This is a genomic window from Actinoallomurus sp. CA-150999, from assembly GCF_050942425.1.
Taxonomy (GTDB): domain Bacteria; phylum Actinomycetota; class Actinomycetes; order Streptosporangiales; family Streptosporangiaceae; genus Actinoallomurus.
The window spans coordinates 14,143-27,479 of record NZ_CP192063.1; the positions used below are offsets into that span (position 1 = coordinate 14,143).

15 protein-coding genes and 1 tRNA gene are annotated in these 13,337 nt (G+C 67.9%); 7 read left to right on the top strand and 9 right to left on the bottom strand.

Annotated elements, in window-relative coordinates:
- Positions 1 to 88: 88 nt before the first annotated feature.
- The 4 genes from ACQP2O_RS00065 to ACQP2O_RS00080 form a co-directional block, all read right to left on the bottom strand.
- Positions 89 to 508, bottom strand: a complete 420-nt coding sequence (locus tag ACQP2O_RS00065; protein ID WP_433178950.1) for a cytidine deaminase family protein — start codon at positions 506 to 508, stop codon at positions 89 to 91.
- Positions 509 to 626: 118 nt separating this feature from the next.
- Positions 627 to 1,157: a hypothetical protein gene (locus ACQP2O_RS00070; RefSeq protein WP_433178952.1), complete on the bottom strand. Its 531-nt coding sequence runs from the start codon at positions 1,155 to 1,157 to the stop codon at positions 627 to 629.
- A 348-nt stretch (positions 1,158 to 1,505) separates the two neighbouring features.
- A complete protein-coding gene (locus ACQP2O_RS00075) occupies positions 1,506 to 2,261 on the bottom strand; it encodes an alpha/beta fold hydrolase (RefSeq protein ID WP_433178954.1) in 756 nt (251 codons plus the stop codon).
- A 199-nt stretch (positions 2,262 to 2,460) separates the two neighbouring features.
- Positions 2,461 to 2,988 carry an XdhC family protein gene (locus ACQP2O_RS00080; RefSeq protein ID WP_433178956.1) on the bottom strand — a complete coding sequence of 176 codons (528 nt, stop codon included), beginning with the start codon at positions 2,986 to 2,988 and terminating at the stop codon, positions 2,461 to 2,463.
- Positions 2,989 to 3,097: 109 nt separating this feature from the next.
- On the opposite strand from ACQP2O_RS00080, the gene ACQP2O_RS00085 reads away from it, so the two are divergent.
- Positions 3,098 to 4,078: a zinc-binding dehydrogenase gene (locus ACQP2O_RS00085; RefSeq protein ID WP_433178959.1), complete on the top strand. Its 981-nt coding sequence runs from the start codon at positions 3,098 to 3,100 to the stop codon at positions 4,076 to 4,078.
- A gap of 94 nt (positions 4,079 to 4,172) precedes the next feature.
- On the opposite strand, the gene ACQP2O_RS00090 is transcribed toward ACQP2O_RS00085, so the two are convergent.
- From ACQP2O_RS00090 to ACQP2O_RS00100, 3 genes are all read right to left on the bottom strand, one after another.
- Positions 4,173 to 4,802, bottom strand: coding sequence for an HNH endonuclease family protein (locus ACQP2O_RS00090; RefSeq protein WP_433178961.1), 630 nt, complete (start codon positions 4,800 to 4,802; stop codon positions 4,173 to 4,175).
- A gap of 254 nt (positions 4,803 to 5,056) precedes the next feature.
- A complete protein-coding gene (locus ACQP2O_RS00095; protein ID WP_433178963.1) occupies positions 5,057 to 5,614 on the bottom strand; it encodes a methylated-DNA--[protein]-cysteine S-methyltransferase in 558 nt (185 codons plus the stop codon).
- 33 nt (positions 5,615 to 5,647) lie between these two features.
- The gene (locus tag ACQP2O_RS00100) at positions 5,648 to 6,793 is read right to left on the bottom strand and encodes a glycoside hydrolase family 25 protein (protein ID WP_433178965.1); all 1,146 of its coding nucleotides are present in this window, start codon (positions 6,791 to 6,793) and stop codon (positions 5,648 to 5,650) included.
- Between the two features lie 413 nt (positions 6,794 to 7,206).
- On the opposite strand from ACQP2O_RS00100, the gene ACQP2O_RS00105 reads away from it, so the two are divergent.
- The 4 genes from ACQP2O_RS00105 (at position 7,207) to ACQP2O_RS00120 (ending at position 9,360) form a co-directional block, all read left to right on the top strand.
- A complete protein-coding gene (locus ACQP2O_RS00105) occupies positions 7,207 to 8,229 on the top strand; it encodes an MIP/aquaporin family protein (protein ID WP_433178967.1) in 1,023 nt (340 codons plus the stop codon).
- A gap of 113 nt (positions 8,230 to 8,342) precedes the next feature.
- Positions 8,343 to 8,462, top strand: coding sequence for a DLW-39 family protein (locus ACQP2O_RS00110; protein ID WP_252785262.1), 120 nt, complete (start codon positions 8,343 to 8,345; stop codon positions 8,460 to 8,462).
- Positions 8,463 to 8,505: 43 nt separating this feature from the next.
- Positions 8,506 to 9,273, top strand: a complete 768-nt coding sequence (locus ACQP2O_RS00115) for an HAD family hydrolase (protein ID WP_433178970.1) — start codon at positions 8,506 to 8,508, stop codon at positions 9,271 to 9,273.
- Between the two features lie 11 nt (positions 9,274 to 9,284).
- Positions 9,285 to 9,360 (top strand) — tRNA-Ala (locus ACQP2O_RS00120).
- Positions 9,361 to 9,456: 96 nt separating this feature from the next.
- Here the strand turns inward: ACQP2O_RS00120 and ACQP2O_RS00125 are convergent.
- Entirely contained in the window at positions 9,457 to 9,978 is a 522-nt protein-coding gene (locus tag ACQP2O_RS00125) for a hypothetical protein (RefSeq protein WP_433178973.1), read from the bottom strand.
- A 628-nt stretch (positions 9,979 to 10,606) separates the two neighbouring features.
- On the opposite strand from ACQP2O_RS00125, the gene ACQP2O_RS00130 reads away from it, so the two are divergent.
- Positions 10,607 to 11,614 (top strand): serine hydrolase domain-containing protein, encoded by a 1,008-nt coding sequence (locus ACQP2O_RS00130; RefSeq protein ID WP_433178974.1) that lies wholly within the window; start codon positions 10,607 to 10,609, stop codon positions 11,612 to 11,614.
- 370 nt (positions 11,615 to 11,984) lie between these two features.
- Positions 11,985 to 12,377 carry a hypothetical protein gene (locus tag ACQP2O_RS00135; RefSeq protein WP_433178976.1) on the top strand — a complete coding sequence of 131 codons (393 nt, stop codon included), beginning with the start codon at positions 11,985 to 11,987 and terminating at the stop codon, positions 12,375 to 12,377.
- A 279-nt stretch (positions 12,378 to 12,656) separates the two neighbouring features.
- On the opposite strand, the gene ACQP2O_RS00140 is transcribed toward ACQP2O_RS00135, so the two are convergent.
- Positions 12,657 to 13,265 carry a TetR family transcriptional regulator gene (locus ACQP2O_RS00140; protein ID WP_433178978.1) on the bottom strand — a complete coding sequence of 203 codons (609 nt, stop codon included), beginning with the start codon at positions 13,263 to 13,265 and terminating at the stop codon, positions 12,657 to 12,659.
- Positions 13,266 to 13,337 lie beyond the last annotated feature (72 nt).

A 13,337-nucleotide genomic window follows, 5' to 3' on the forward strand; every position in this document is an offset into this window, starting at 1 on the left:
CAGCGCCCACCAGACGATTGCCAAGCTCGTAGCGCGGGTTCGATTCCCGTCACGCCTTCCATACGACGAGAGCCCTGCGCTACGGCCCTCAGCCCAGTGCGGGCCGGCTGCCCTCGTCCGGGGTCCAGGCGTACGCGTGGGGCATCAGTGCCCTGACCGTCACCCGGCGGATCCCGTCCGGAGTGGGGACGAGAACGGCGATGTCCGGGTGGTAGTCGAGGAGGACCTGGCAGTCGCGGCCGCATGGCGGGATCACGCCGCGCCCTCGGTCCGCGTACGCGACGATCGCGGTGAGCTCACGGGCGCCGGAGGCGCGAGCGTGGCCGAGCGCCACGAGCTCGGCGCACGGACCGCCGGTGAAGTGGTAGAGGTTGATGCCGCCGAAGATTCGGCCTTCGACGTCTCGTACGGCGGCGCCGACGGTGTGCACCTCATCGTCGCCGTGGGCCTCGACGATCCGCCGGGCGTGCTCGATGAGTTCCAGGTCGTCCTCTCGTAGGTCTTCCATCCAAAGATCGTATCGATCGCCTCGGGACCGGCCACGCCACGCAGAAGGCCTCCGGCAGGGGCCTCAGCCTCGGGCTCGGCCGCACCAGGTGGCGCGTGGTGGATTCACCAACAGGGTTCTACCGGCGTCGGCGTTGCCGCTTTTCAGGCCATTCCAGAACCAGCTCATCACCGGGAACGAGCGCCGCCCAGCGCCGAGTTGTGTCCTGGAGCGCCTCTGCGGCCGTGATGGCCTTCGACTCATCGACCCCCGCATCAGGAAGCGTGGACAGTGCTTCCTGAGCCGCCTTGGCGACGGCGTCGGTGGAGGTGAGTCGTTCCGCTGCGATGCGCTTCACCAGGGCGGCCATCAACTCCGCGCGCTGCAACCGATCGGAGCGGGCGCGTATCGCCCGTTCAGAGCGTTCCTTGGCGTGCGGCGGACGACGGCCGTCGATGTGCTCCATGCTGGCGAACACCGCTCCTGCGGCGACCGCTCCCCAAAAGCCCTCGTCTTCCGCCATCGCGAGCTCGACGATGAAGTGGACCGCATCGTGCGGAAGGTCGGGACCGGCCACTCCCTCATGCACGCGATACCGGACACCGTCCGAACGCTCCACCACGCTGTACGAGCGCTTGCCGTCCGGCAGCCGGGGAAATCTCACCCGCATGCATCCATGATCACATTGCCCTGCAACGGATTTTCGGGCTCGCGCTGTTCGATGCGGTCTCTCGATGAGTCCAGATGCCGTAGGCGGTCTGTCCTGTCAGGTGCTCGAGACGGATCAACGTTTTCGAGCGTTGGGAGTCTCAGGACGCCGCTACCACCTTTCGTGGCAGTGGCCCCAGCGAGGAGCAGAGTGCGGCGATGCTCGCGGCGTCCGTGGCCGAGTACGACGTCGCGGAGGGCCGCGTACTGATCTGAATGCCCGCTGTTTCGTGGGCACCCGGATAACGCCCTTGGCGGGGCGCTCAGGACTCCCCAGGGGCCCCTGGGCCCGCGAGGGCGGAGCCGCAGGCTACTCGTCGAGGAAGTCGGCGATCGCCGTGCCGAGGTCCGGCTTGGTGACGGCGCTCATGTGGTCGCCGGGCACGACGGCGTGCCGGGCGTTCGACAGAGCCTCGGTCAGCGCATCGGCGGAGCCGTTGTCGCGGTCCTTGTCGCCCGCGAGGACGAGGGTGGGCACCTCGATCCGGCCGAGCTCCTCGCGTGGCGTGTCGACGAACGTGTCGAGGACGTGGAGCAGCGCCACCGGGTCGCCGCCGACCGTCTTCAGGAAGGCCTCCGCCATCCACTCTGACGTGCCGCGTTCGAACGTGCCGAGGCCGGTGAGGATTCGGCGGAAGTGGTCGCCGCGCTGGCCGGTGTCGACGATGCCTTCCAGCCCCATCCCGGCCAGGATCGCCCGGCGCGGTGTCGCACCGCGGGCCAGCATCCGTACGGTCGTCCGGGCGCCCAGCGAATAGCCGCCGAGGTCGTAGTCGGTGAGCCCGAGATGGTCGATGAGTGCGAAGCCGTCGTCGGCCAGCACGTCGGGCGGATAGGCGGAGGAGCCGTGCGGCTTGCCGCTGTCGCCGTGCCCGCGCAGGTCCGGCATGATCACGCGATGGCCGCGCGCCGCGATCGCCGCGGCGTGGCCGTAGCGGATCCAGTTGACCGTCGCGGTGGAGAAGTAGCCGTGGATCAGCACCACGGGCCGGCCATGTCCCAGCTCGCGGTAGGCGAGTTTGGTGCCGTCGTGGCTCTCGAACCATTGGACGGGAAGGTCGGCCATGCCACGGCTTTCCGCTGGGGGACGCAGTCGTCGCCGACTATCTCATGAGCGTCACGCGTCTCATCCATCAGGGTCGTTCGGGGCTTGTCCATCAAGATCATGCGGCGGGTGTGCTCGCCGTTTCTTCGTAATTGATCGTTGATTTTCAACGCTTTCCGAAGAAGTGAAATGCCAGTACCGTTCAGCGTGCCGTCGGGGATCAGAAGGCGAAGCCGCCGGGCCGCCCGTTGCGGTCGGCGAGGAGCCCGGCCAGCGTGGCGACGGCGATCTCCGGAGGCGTACGAGAGCCGATGTTGAGCCCGACCGGCCGGTGCACGCGGGCGATGTCCTCCGCCGGAACGCCCAGTTCGGTGAGCAGGCGAACGTGCGGTCCGGGGTGGCGCGGGTTGCCCATCACGCCGATCCACCGGACCTGCCGGGTCAGCAGGTCGCGCAGGACGAGTCCGAGTTCGGGCCGGTGATGGTCGGTGACGACGACGTCCGCCGTACCGTCGAGGCCGGACGGAGGGGCGGTGACCACCTCCGCCGAGTCAGGGGCCACAACGGCCGCCCGCTCCGCGTCGGGCTCCAGCAGCAGGCACCGGAATCCGAGCTCCGTGCCGAACCGCACCAGGAACTCGGCCACCGGCGAGGCGAACACGGCGATGAGCGTACGGTCGTCCGCTCCGCCGGGCGCCTGACCGTGCGCGGCGGCACACGCGGGGTCGTGCTCGTGGTCGTCGGCCATGCCGCCAGTCTCGCACCGTTCGGCCCGCCCGGTCAGCGGCGCGTTGACCTGAATCATGGTTGAGGTTGCAGGGTGGACGCGCACGTACCGACCGAATGAGGAGAACCCTGTGCACGCCATCCGTCAGCAAGAGTTCGGGCCGCCGGAGAACCTGCGTTACGAGGAGGTCCCCGATCCACGGCCCGGCGCCGGTCAGGTCGGGATCGCCGTACGGGTGTGCGGGGTGCACCTGGTCGACACGATGCTCCGCAAGGGCTCGTACGAGGGGCCGTTCGGGCTCCCGGAGTTGCCGATGACGCCCGGTCGCGAGGTGGCCGGCGTCGTCGACGAGCTCGGCGACGGTGTCGAGCGGTCCTGGCTCGGCCGGCGCGTGGTGGTCCACCTCGGCATGGCGAGTGGTGGATACGCCGAACGTGCCGTCGCGAACGTCGCAGACCTGCACCCCCTCCCCGACGGGCTCGACTACGGCGCCGCCGTGGCGATGGTCGGGACCGGCCGGATGACGATCGGCATCCTCGACGTCGCACAGCCGACGGCGGATGACGTCGTGCTGGTGACGGCGGCCGCCGGGGGGATCGGCACGCTGCTCGTCCAGGCCGCGCGGAACATCGGCGCCACGGTCGTCGGTGTCGCCGGCGGCGATGCCAAGGTCGCGCGGGTACGGGAGTCGGGGGCGACGGTCGCGGCCGACTACACGGCGCCCGGCTGGACCGACCGGGTCCGGGAGTCCCTGAACGGCCGCGGGGTCACCCTGGCGCTGGACGGCGTCGGCGGCGAGGCGGGCCAGGCCGCGTTCGACCTGCTGGCGCCCGGTGGACGGCTGGTCCTCTTCGGCTGGTCCGCGGGCGAGCCCGTCCGGTTCACCGCGGCCGACCTGTTCAAGCGCAGCCTGTCGGCCTCCGTGGCGCTCGGTCCGGGGATCTTCCGCCGCCCGGGCGGCCTGCGCGGCCTTCAGGAGAGGGCGCTGGCGGAGGCGGCAGCGGGGCGCCTGGTGCCGGCCGTGCAGACGTTCCCGTTGAAGGACGCCCCGGCGGCGCACCGGGCACTGGAGACGCGCGCCACCGTCGGCAAGGTGGTGCTGGTGCCGTGAGAGGGACCGCCCGCCCTGAGCAGGGCGGGCGGTCCAGAGGTGTGCGTGTACGGGCGGCCGCCCGTCAGGGCGGTCCTGGCGCGCCCGTACGGCCTCAGCAGTGCTTGAGGACCGCGCTGATCGCCTTCTTCTCGGCCGAGTCCACGGACAGGCCCCAGACGTACTTGACGTTGACGTAGGCCCGGATGTACGTGCAACGGAAGGCGTGGCGGGGCGGCAGCCAACGGGCCGGGTCCTTGCCGCCCTTCTGCCGGTTGATGGGGTCGTCGGCGGTCCACAGTTCCGGATGCCTCAGGTCGTTGGCGAAGGCACGGCGCTTCGCGGTGGTCCAGTAGCGCGCTCCGGAGCGCCAGGCCTCCGCGAGTGCGACGAGGTGCTCGATGTCGACCTTGTGGGGGTTGGTGAGGTACTTCCCGTCGTACGGGCTGTACCAGCGGCCCTTGGTCGGGTAGCAGTCGGAGCCGACGTGGACCTTCGCGCCGTCGCGCTTCAGCACGACCTCGCGGGTGTTGCAGTTGTGGCCCTGGTCGATCCACTGGGGGAACTTCGCCCGGCTGTACCCGGACAGGGTGCCTTCTCGCCGGACCTTCAGCTTGGCGAGTTCCTTCTTGACGGTCGTGGTGCTCGGCGGTGGTGGCGGTGCGGCGGAGGCGGGGGTGGCGAGGACGACGGACAGGAGGGGCAGGGCGGGCAGGAGGGCGGTGACGGCGATCGCGCGCTTCACGGGCAATCTCCTCTCTGGGGCTTCCCACGCGTGAGAGTCGCTCCCCAGAGCCACGCCGGAGCAAGCGGTAAGTGAATCCAAAATGGCGGTATGTGAGGAAAATAGCTAACAAACTTCATTTGCGGAGCTTTGCGGGATGTGTCAGCGCTCCGAATGTGCCGCCTGACCTCGACGAACGGCTGCGAGACGCCCCCACGGCTACCGGGGACGGTAGGAGGGCGAGACGCCCGTACGGAGAGAGGGGCGAGCCTTGGTCAGCCCGGGCCCGTCCAGTCGAGGGTGGGCGGCAGGACGCCTTCCAATGTCAGCAGCCAGCGTTTGACGTCGAGACCGACCGATCCGAACCCGCCGAGCCCGTCGGCGGCGACGACCCGGTGGCACGGCACGAGCAGTGAGATCGGGTTGGTCGACATGATCGTGCCGACCGTACGGGCGGCGTAGCCCGGCTCGCCCGGATCCTCCTCGAACACGCCGCTGCGTTCGGCGAGCACCCCGTACGTGATGGTCTCGCCGTAGCCGACCGTCTGCTGGAGCGTCCGCAGGACGGCCGACTGGATCCCGGAGGTCGACCGCCAGTCGATCGGCAGGTCGAGTTCCCGGCGCCGGCCCGCGAAGTATTCGGTGATGCGGTTCACCACGGCCGCGGCCCGGCGGTCGTCAGACGGAACCTCCGGCCCAGCGGGGAGCCCGGCGACCCCCTCGGCGGTGTAACCCGCCGCGACCACTCCCCGATCCGTCACGGCGACCCGCAGGTCGCCCGTGGGAAGAGGGGTGCGCACGGTGACCCATGCCAGGGACCTGTCGACGTGCATGCGGTGACACTACTCGTGATGATCACCGTGCGATCATCGACAGGTTATCCACAGGGGTTGTGGACAACTTAACGGGCGCATGGGTGGATACCGGGTACGTCGGGTGATGAGGCGGCAGGTTTTCCACAGGCAGTGGAGAAGGCGCCGTCGCTCAGTACGCCAGGAGGGTGAGGCCTGCCATCGTCGACCCGGACACCGTGATGGGCATCGGGTTCGGATTGTGGACACGGAGGTGAAACCGCACGTCAGCGGCGATCCCCACCTGACCCGAGTGCGAGACCGTGAGGCCGCCCATGGGTCGGCGCGGTAGGTCACGCGCCACGCGTCATCCTTCACCGCGGTGCCGTCCCGCGTCATCCGTGTCCACATGATGTCCACGGGATCGCCGGGGCGCAGCCCGGACACCCGTACGAGGGCGTCCCCCACGACCCAGCACGGTGCGTCGACGATCACCGAGGAGTCGTCGGCGGCATGCACGCCGTGCCGATCGGTGTACTCGGTGTGCCACTCGATCGACGCCGTCGCCCCGGGCGCGACGCTCTGGTCCCGGCCCGCTCCGAGACTGACGACGATGGCCGTCTCGTCTCGCCCGCCGATCCCGTACGCGCGAAGCGCCGCGGCCGTGGAGACGTTCGCCACATCGGCGTCGATCGGATCGGTGTCGTACTGGTGCAGCAGCCAGTGCTTCCACGGCGCCGGAACTCGCGGCTTGCCCGCCGTACGGGACGGTTCGGCGATCCACAGGGGGTGGCCGCCGAGTCCGGCGCAGTTCCCGTCCTGGGCGAAGGACAGGAACGTGTAGACGATGGGGTCGCAGCCGACCGCCTTCGCCACTCGTGAGCACCACGTTCGCGCCCACGAGGAGACGTGCGCGGCGGACCTCCCATCGGTCCGCTCGAGGTCCAGCACCACGAGATCGCCGGCCTCCAGTCCCCGCGCCCGTACGGTGCTGAGGAAGAAGTCCGCCTCGGTGCTTGCGTCGTTGCCCGGGTGCGCGAAGTGGTAGGCGCCGCGGACCAGGCCGATTCGCCGCAGTTCACTCCAATTCCGGGCGAACTTCGAATCCCGGATCGTACGGCCCTCGGTCGCCTTCGCGACGGCGAACGCCAGGCCCTTGCGTTTCCACGCGTCCCAGTCGACCGTGCCCTCATAGCTGGAGACGTCGATGCCCTTCAGCATGCTCTCCTCCGCCGAATATCGGGAGTCTGAACCAAATGCCCGGTGCGACGCCGAACAATCGCGCCATCCAGATGATCCGCGACCCGCCGGGGAATCGACACGTCCGTATCCGGGTGGCCGGCGGAGGTCGCCTTCGCGTTGCCGCGTACGGCGCGCCGGGACAGGGCGGTGGCTTGAGCGGACAGTGAGGAGGGTAGGTCATGAGTTGTTGCAGGTCGTGCGGATATGCGGGGGTGTCTCGTCGGCGGCCGCGTCTTCCTGTGCTGTTGGTGTCTGCTTCCTCCGCCGGCCGCCGCCGTCGGTTGGTCCATCGGCATCAGTCGGCCCTCGCATCCCGCGGGGAACGGATTCACGTCGAAGAGGCCGCTCCGTGACGGCGGTGATCCGCTCCCGGAGAGGAGACGCGATCGGCCATGGCGACTGTGGGAGAGGCTCGACGTCCCAGCGACATCCTGTTCGGGCGGCTACGGGCCGGGCTCGGAGGAGAACTCCTCGCCGAATTCTTCGGCACCTTCATCCTGATCCTCTTCGGTGACGGCTCGGTCGCGCTCGCCGTCGCAGGGCTTCCCGGCTCCGGCCGGCAGAACCTCGCCCTCGCTCCCTTCGGCCCCGCCAACTGGCTCATCATCATCTGGGGCTGGGCGTTCGGGGTCGCCTTCGCGGTGTACGCCGTCGGCGGGGTGAGCGGAGCGCACATCAACCCGGCGGTCACGCTGAGCTTCGCGCTGCGCCGGGGCTTCCCCTGGCGAAAGGTCGTCCCGTACTGGTTCGCGCAGGTCACCGGTGCCTTCTGCGGCGCTGCCCTCGTCTACGCGGTGTACTGGGGTGCCATCGACTGGTTCAACAGCACACATCACACCACGAGGGGGCAGTCGCTCGACACGTTCTCGATATTCGCGACGTTCCCCGCGAAATACTGGAACGGGTCATGGGGCGGTCCGTTCGTCGACCAGATCGTCGGCACCGCGATCCTCGTCGCGCTCGTCGCGGCGCTGATCGACAGCCGGAACGTCGCGCCGAAAGGCAACACTACGGCACTGATGATCGGGCTGGTCGTCGCGGGGATCGGGCTGACCTACGGCGTCAACGCCGGATACGCCATCAACCCGGCCCGCGATTTCGGCCCACGCCTCTTCAGCTATGCACTCGGGTGGGGACCGATCGCGTTCCCCGGGCGTTTCCAATGGTTCGATAACTACTGGTGGATACCGATCGCAGGCCCCCTGATCGGAGGCATCCTCGGAATCCTCATCTACGACTTCTTCATCGGGCAGGTGCTCACCGCCCGCGCGGCGCTCCCGGTGGAAGCGGAGCCCGAGCCGGGCCTGGTCCCCGAATCCGAGCCGGAGGAGGCCCGAAGCCGGCCTACGGGGCGCACCGGTGACAGCACCTCCGAACACCCGGAGGGAACCAGAAGGTGGCGTCATGCGAGGTAGACCCACGGCGTGCGAGATGATCGATGACGCGCTGGGGGAAGCGGCGCGGGGTCATCTGGACGGTTGCTAGGCTGCGAGGGCAGTGCTAGTCGAGGTTTGAAGGGGTTCCCATCGTGAAGAAGCTCATTGTTCTCGCGCTGGTCGCCCTCGGTGGATTCGCGGTTTGGCGCCGGCTTCAGCAGGACCGGGCCGAGCTGGACCTGTGGACCGAGGCGACGTCGTCCGACAGCTGAGAGATGTTTTCAACGTGCCGGCGAGGTAAAACGGGGGGCGGGCGTGGGCGACGAGTCGCGAATCACGCTCGCCTGTCTTGACCTCGCCGGTACGACGGTCGCAGACGACGGGATGGGCGAGCGTGCCTTCAGCGAGGCGCTGGCCACCCAGGGCATCGTCTCCGGCACCGACACCTACAACCGGGCCATGACCCGCGTGCACGCCGCACGAGGCAGGTCCAAACTCGACATCTTCCGCGAAGTCTTCAACGACGAAGACCGCGCCCAGGCGGCCAACCACGCGTTCGAGCAGGCGTACGACTCGATCATCGACCGCGTCGGCCTCTCCCCGATACCCGGAGCCGAGACGGCGATCGACACCCTGGCCGCGTCCGGCGTGCGCATCTGCCTGATGACCGGCTTCAGCAGCCGGACACTCGGCCACATCATCGACACCCTCGGCTGGTGGAAACGAGCCGACCTGCTCCTCTGCCCCGCCGACGCGGGCGGCCGCGGCCGCCCGTACCCCGATATGATCCTCACCGCCGCGCTACACGTGAAGGTCGACGACGTCCGCCACATCGCCGTCTGTGGCGACACCGAGAGCGACATGCGCAGCGGCCGCCGCTCCGGCGCCTCCATCGTCGCCGGCACCCTCACCGGCGCCCACGACCGCACCCGCCTGGAGACCGCCGGTGCCACCCACGTGATCGGCAGCATCGCCGAGCTCCCCATGATCGTCGAGGGTTTCCAGGGGCCTGCCCACGATGATCCACGGCGACCACATGGCACCATGGCGAGCGGGCACTCCTCCTCCCCCGGTAGGCTGTAGGACGATCTCCAGGGGCCATAGCTCAGTTGGCAGAGCGCCTGCTTTGCAAGCAGGAAGTCCGGGGTTCGAATCCCCGTGGCTCCACCAGCACAAACGCCCCCGTCCGGATCATGGACGGGGGCGTTCGGGCCATTAGCGGGTCATTAGGTGTGCCATCTCATGACGTTGGTGCCACGGTCACGATCACTGCGCGGCGGGGTTGTTGTAGTCGTTGAGAAGGGGGCTGTGGTGCTCGGTGAGTGGGCCAACGCCGAGATCTTCACGCATGAGCTTGCGCATCTTGGCAGCTGCTTTGCCGCGTGCCTCCCAGCGGGCGCGATCCTCTGGACTGCTGACGGCAGTGCCATCGATGTAGCCGTCGCAGATGCGTCGCAGGCAGTGGAACACGCTGTTGGAGGCCTTGACGACGGGTTCGGGCGCAATGAGCCACATCCGTTCTGATGCGATGGCTATGCCTGAATCCCGAAAGGCTTCGCGCAGCGCAAGCGCCCGCTCGTCGTCGGAAGGGTGTTCTCGCTCGGCCACGGCCCGTAGGGTTTCACCGAGGACCTTCACGGTGGTGGTGTACTGCGTGTAGATGTCGAGCCGCAGCCGATGAGCCTCTTTGACATTCTCGTGCTTCCACCGATTCCGATCGGCGATGAGAGTAGCGACGATGCCGATCGTGGCCCCGGCCAGGGTGGAGAGCAGTGGCAACCAATCCATGCGGGCCAGCTTGGGCCATCCCGTGACGGCGGCACCAGGTGGGCTTCGAGGACGAACCTGTATCGCCAGCACCGAGGCACCGACGCTGCCCCGAAACCAATCTCCTGAGACAGCACACCTAGACTGCGCGCAAGATGGGGCTGCTCAGTCAAGGCCGCCGGGGCCGGGCAGCGTGCCATTAGCGTGCCATTAGCCCCGGTGATCAAGGGTCAACAGCGGTCACTCGCGGACACCCGGTCGTGCAGGTCAGCGGCCATATGGGGCAAGATCGGCATGATTTGCAAGCAGGAAGTCCGGGGTTCGAATCCCCGTGGCTCCACCAGCCAAAACGCCCCGTCTCGGCGGCACGAGACGGGGCGTGAGTGTCTAACTGGGTGACTAAGCCTCCGTGGCCTCGCGCTTTGGCAAGCGCGAGGTCATCACTCTGTTTGTGACGCCGTTGTGACCGCTCCCTCGCTAGAACTCTGGATCGGCATCTGTATTCGGATTCAGAGAGGGAGCTTTCATGGTTTCGCGTCGAGTGACAGTGACTCGCGTCGCCTCGGTGGCGTGCGCAGCGGCGCTGGCTCTGAGCGTGGCCGCGCCCGCCACCGCCTCAACATCTGCCAGCCCTGTCAAGGTCGGGAACGTGCAGAAGGCGATGGAAGCCTTGGCGAAGACAGGCGACGTGGTGGGCGCCATCGGCGAGGTGTACGTCGACGGCAAGCGGGTCGGGAAGGGATCGGCCGGGTCCCGCCTGCTCGACGGTAAGGGCGGCGCGATCCCGTCTACCGCCCGCTACCGGATCGGCTCGCAGACCAAGAGCATGACCGCCACCGTGGCCCTGCAGCTGGTCAAGGAGGGCAAGCTGAGCCTGGACGACAAACTCAGCAAGGTCCTGCCGGAGGTGGCGGAAAAGGACCTGGTGGAAAAGGCCGATGAGATCACGGTACGCAACCTGATCCAGATGACCTCGGGCATCCCTGAGTATGTCGGCCCGGACGTCGCGGACCCCGCGCACAACTACCGCCCGATCGATCTAGTGGCGGCCTCGCGCAAGAAACCTCGGCCCGTGGAGATCGGGACCTGGAACCACTCCAACACCAACTACATCCTGCTTGAAATGATCACCGAGAAGCTGACCGGGAGATCGCTGGCGGCCGAACTCAACCGGAGGTTCTTCGCTCCGCTCGGAATGCGTGATACCTACCTGCCCATGAAGGCCTCCGAGGGCATCAAGGGCCCGCACGGGCACGGCTACGCCCCGGACGAGACGGGCAAGCTGCAAGATGTCGACAGGGTCAACGCCACCATCATGTTGGGCGCCGGTGGCGTGATCTCGACGGCGCACGACATCAGCGCCTACAATCGCGCGTTCCGTCAGGGCAGGCTCCTGCCGGAGTACCTACGTAAACTGATCACTGATCCGGTGCCTGGGCAGCCGCTGCCCCCGGCCGGTCCGTGCACGGGCAACCCCGTGTTCGCCCGGGGAAGCGGGGGCAGCGCGCCCGGTTTCGTCGCCTCGACCTACACCTCCTTGGACGGCCGCCGACAGTTCGCCGTGTCCGTGACGTTGGCCATGGGCGATGCCGAGCGCTCCACCGTGCAGCAGCGCATCTCGGATGCTCTCAAGTCGGTGTTCTGCCCCACGACTTAGAGTGCGCCACGAACCTCGCTGATTAATTGAGGCGGAGCACGGGTGATGAGCCGACGGAGGCATGGCTGGCCGCCTACGTCTGCGGTCCACCACGAACCTCCACGAACGCCGCTGGAATGCTCGATGCTGGTCCCAGCCTGCGGGCGCAGCTCAGATGAGGCTCAGGATGCGTTCGGGACGAAGAGGCCGACTCGTGCCGTTGCTCCGCTGGTCTTTCCCTCCAGCCCCGACCGAGTGTCCCCCCGTGTCCCTCGTGTCCCCCAACCGTCTGTGACCTGCGAAAACCCGGGGGACACGGTGGGGGGGTGTACGGCTGAAGAGGTGTCAGGGAGTGACGCCATCAGTGTCATGGTCGGGGCAGTATGGCGCAATGAGCTTGGACGAGCCCGTGCCCTGCGAGGTCAAGGTCATCGACACGGCGTCGCTGCTGGCGCTGGAGGAGACCGCAATGGAGTGCGGACTGAGCCAGCGACTGCCGCCGGTCTGGGTAGCCGAGAACGTCGCAGAGGGACACCACTACCTACGGCCTGCCTTGTGGCATGAGCTGTCGCACCGTCCTACCCTCCCGCGTCAGCTTCGGTGTTTCCTGCTCGTGCGGCTGCGCACCGGAGAGCAGGTACAGAGTCTGCTGGACGTGCTACCGGATGACTTTTCCCCGCTCCCGAAGGTGACCTCACGCGATGAGGCGATGCGGGTCGCCGAGCTCCTGGACAGTGCGCAGTCCGTCGCGGAATGGGAGCAGTCGCGCGATCAGCGTGCATGACGGCGAAACCAAACGAGCTCCCGAGCTGATAAGGATGAGGCGGCTCAGTCAAGGCTGGCCGGGCCGAGCGGCGTGCAATTAGCCCCGGTGATCAAGGGTCGACAGCGGTCACTGGCGGGTACGTGCTCGCCCAGGTCAGCGGCCATATGGGGCAAGATCGGCGTGATTTGCCAGCAGGAAGTCCGGTTCGAATCCCCGTGGCTCCACCAGCGAAAACGCCCCGTCTCGGCGACGTGAGACGGGGCGTGAGTGTCTGACCGGGTGACTTCCGTGCCCTGTTCAGGTATCGGTTCTGGTCGGTTGCAACAGGCGGGTGAGGAACTCCTCTACGGCGGCCTCGGCAGTGGTCTGGGCGGCTGCTACGTCGTCGGCCAGGGCGATGACCAATGCCATCTCGTTGCCGGCGGCCAGCAGGATGTGCGCGAACGGTTCAACAAGCTGAGCGGGCACGCGACCAGCATCGGCGGCCTGCTGCAGGACGGTCTTGAGCATGCCCAGGCCGTACTGCTCTTCGATGGCGCGCCAGCGGCGCCAGCCCAGCACGGTCGGTGCGTCGATCAGCATTATTCGGCGTACTACCGCGTCGCCGGCGAGCCGGATCCAGGCCAGTTCAGCGGCCTTGAGCAGGCCGTAAGCCTCGGTCGCCCCGCTCGCCGTGGCGGCGGCAAGCGTGGCTTCGCCGACTCGCGTATGGACCGCCTCCACTACCGCCTCGAACAGGCGCTCCTTGCCGGGGAAGTGGTGATACAGCGATCCGCGACTCACCCCGGCTCGCTCTAGGACGGCCTCGATCGAAGTGCCTTCATAGCCGCGGTCGGCGAACAACTCCGTGGCCACCTCGATCAGGTGCTGCCGCGTCGCCTGTCCGCGGTCAACGCGTCGATCCATGCGTATGCTCCCGTTGACAAACCGACAGTCGGTTTATAGCTTCTAGACCGTCAGTCGGTTTCTTGATGTTAC

Coding starts and splice junctions, on each gene's coding strand:
- ACQP2O_RS00065 (WP_433178950.1), bottom strand. CDS start 508: ATGGAAGACCTACGAGAGGACGACCTGGAACTCATCGAGCACGCCCGG.
- ACQP2O_RS00070 (WP_433178952.1), bottom strand. CDS start 1,157: ATGCGGGTGAGATTTCCCCGGCTGCCGGACGGCAAGCGCTCGTACAGC.
- ACQP2O_RS00075 (WP_433178954.1), bottom strand. CDS start 2,261: ATGGCCGACCTTCCCGTCCAATGGTTCGAGAGCCACGACGGCACCAAA.
- ACQP2O_RS00080 (WP_433178956.1), bottom strand. CDS start 2,988: ATGGCCGACGACCACGAGCACGACCCCGCGTGTGCCGCCGCGCACGGT.
- ACQP2O_RS00095 (WP_433178963.1), bottom strand. CDS start 5,614: ATGCACGTCGACAGGTCCCTGGCATGGGTCACCGTGCGCACCCCTCTT.
- ACQP2O_RS00100 (WP_433178965.1), bottom strand. CDS start 6,793: ATGCTGAAGGGCATCGACGTCTCCAGCTATGAGGGCACGGTCGACTGG.
- ACQP2O_RS00105 (WP_433178967.1), top strand. CDS start 7,207: ATGGCGACTGTGGGAGAGGCTCGACGTCCCAGCGACATCCTGTTCGGG.
- ACQP2O_RS00125 (WP_433178973.1), bottom strand. CDS start 9,978: ATGGATTGGTTGCCACTGCTCTCCACCCTGGCCGGGGCCACGATCGGC.
- ACQP2O_RS00135 (WP_433178976.1), top strand. CDS start 11,985: ATGAGCTTGGACGAGCCCGTGCCCTGCGAGGTCAAGGTCATCGACACG.
- ACQP2O_RS00140 (WP_433178978.1), bottom strand. CDS start 13,265: ATGGATCGACGCGTTGACCGCGGACAGGCGACGCGGCAGCACCTGATC.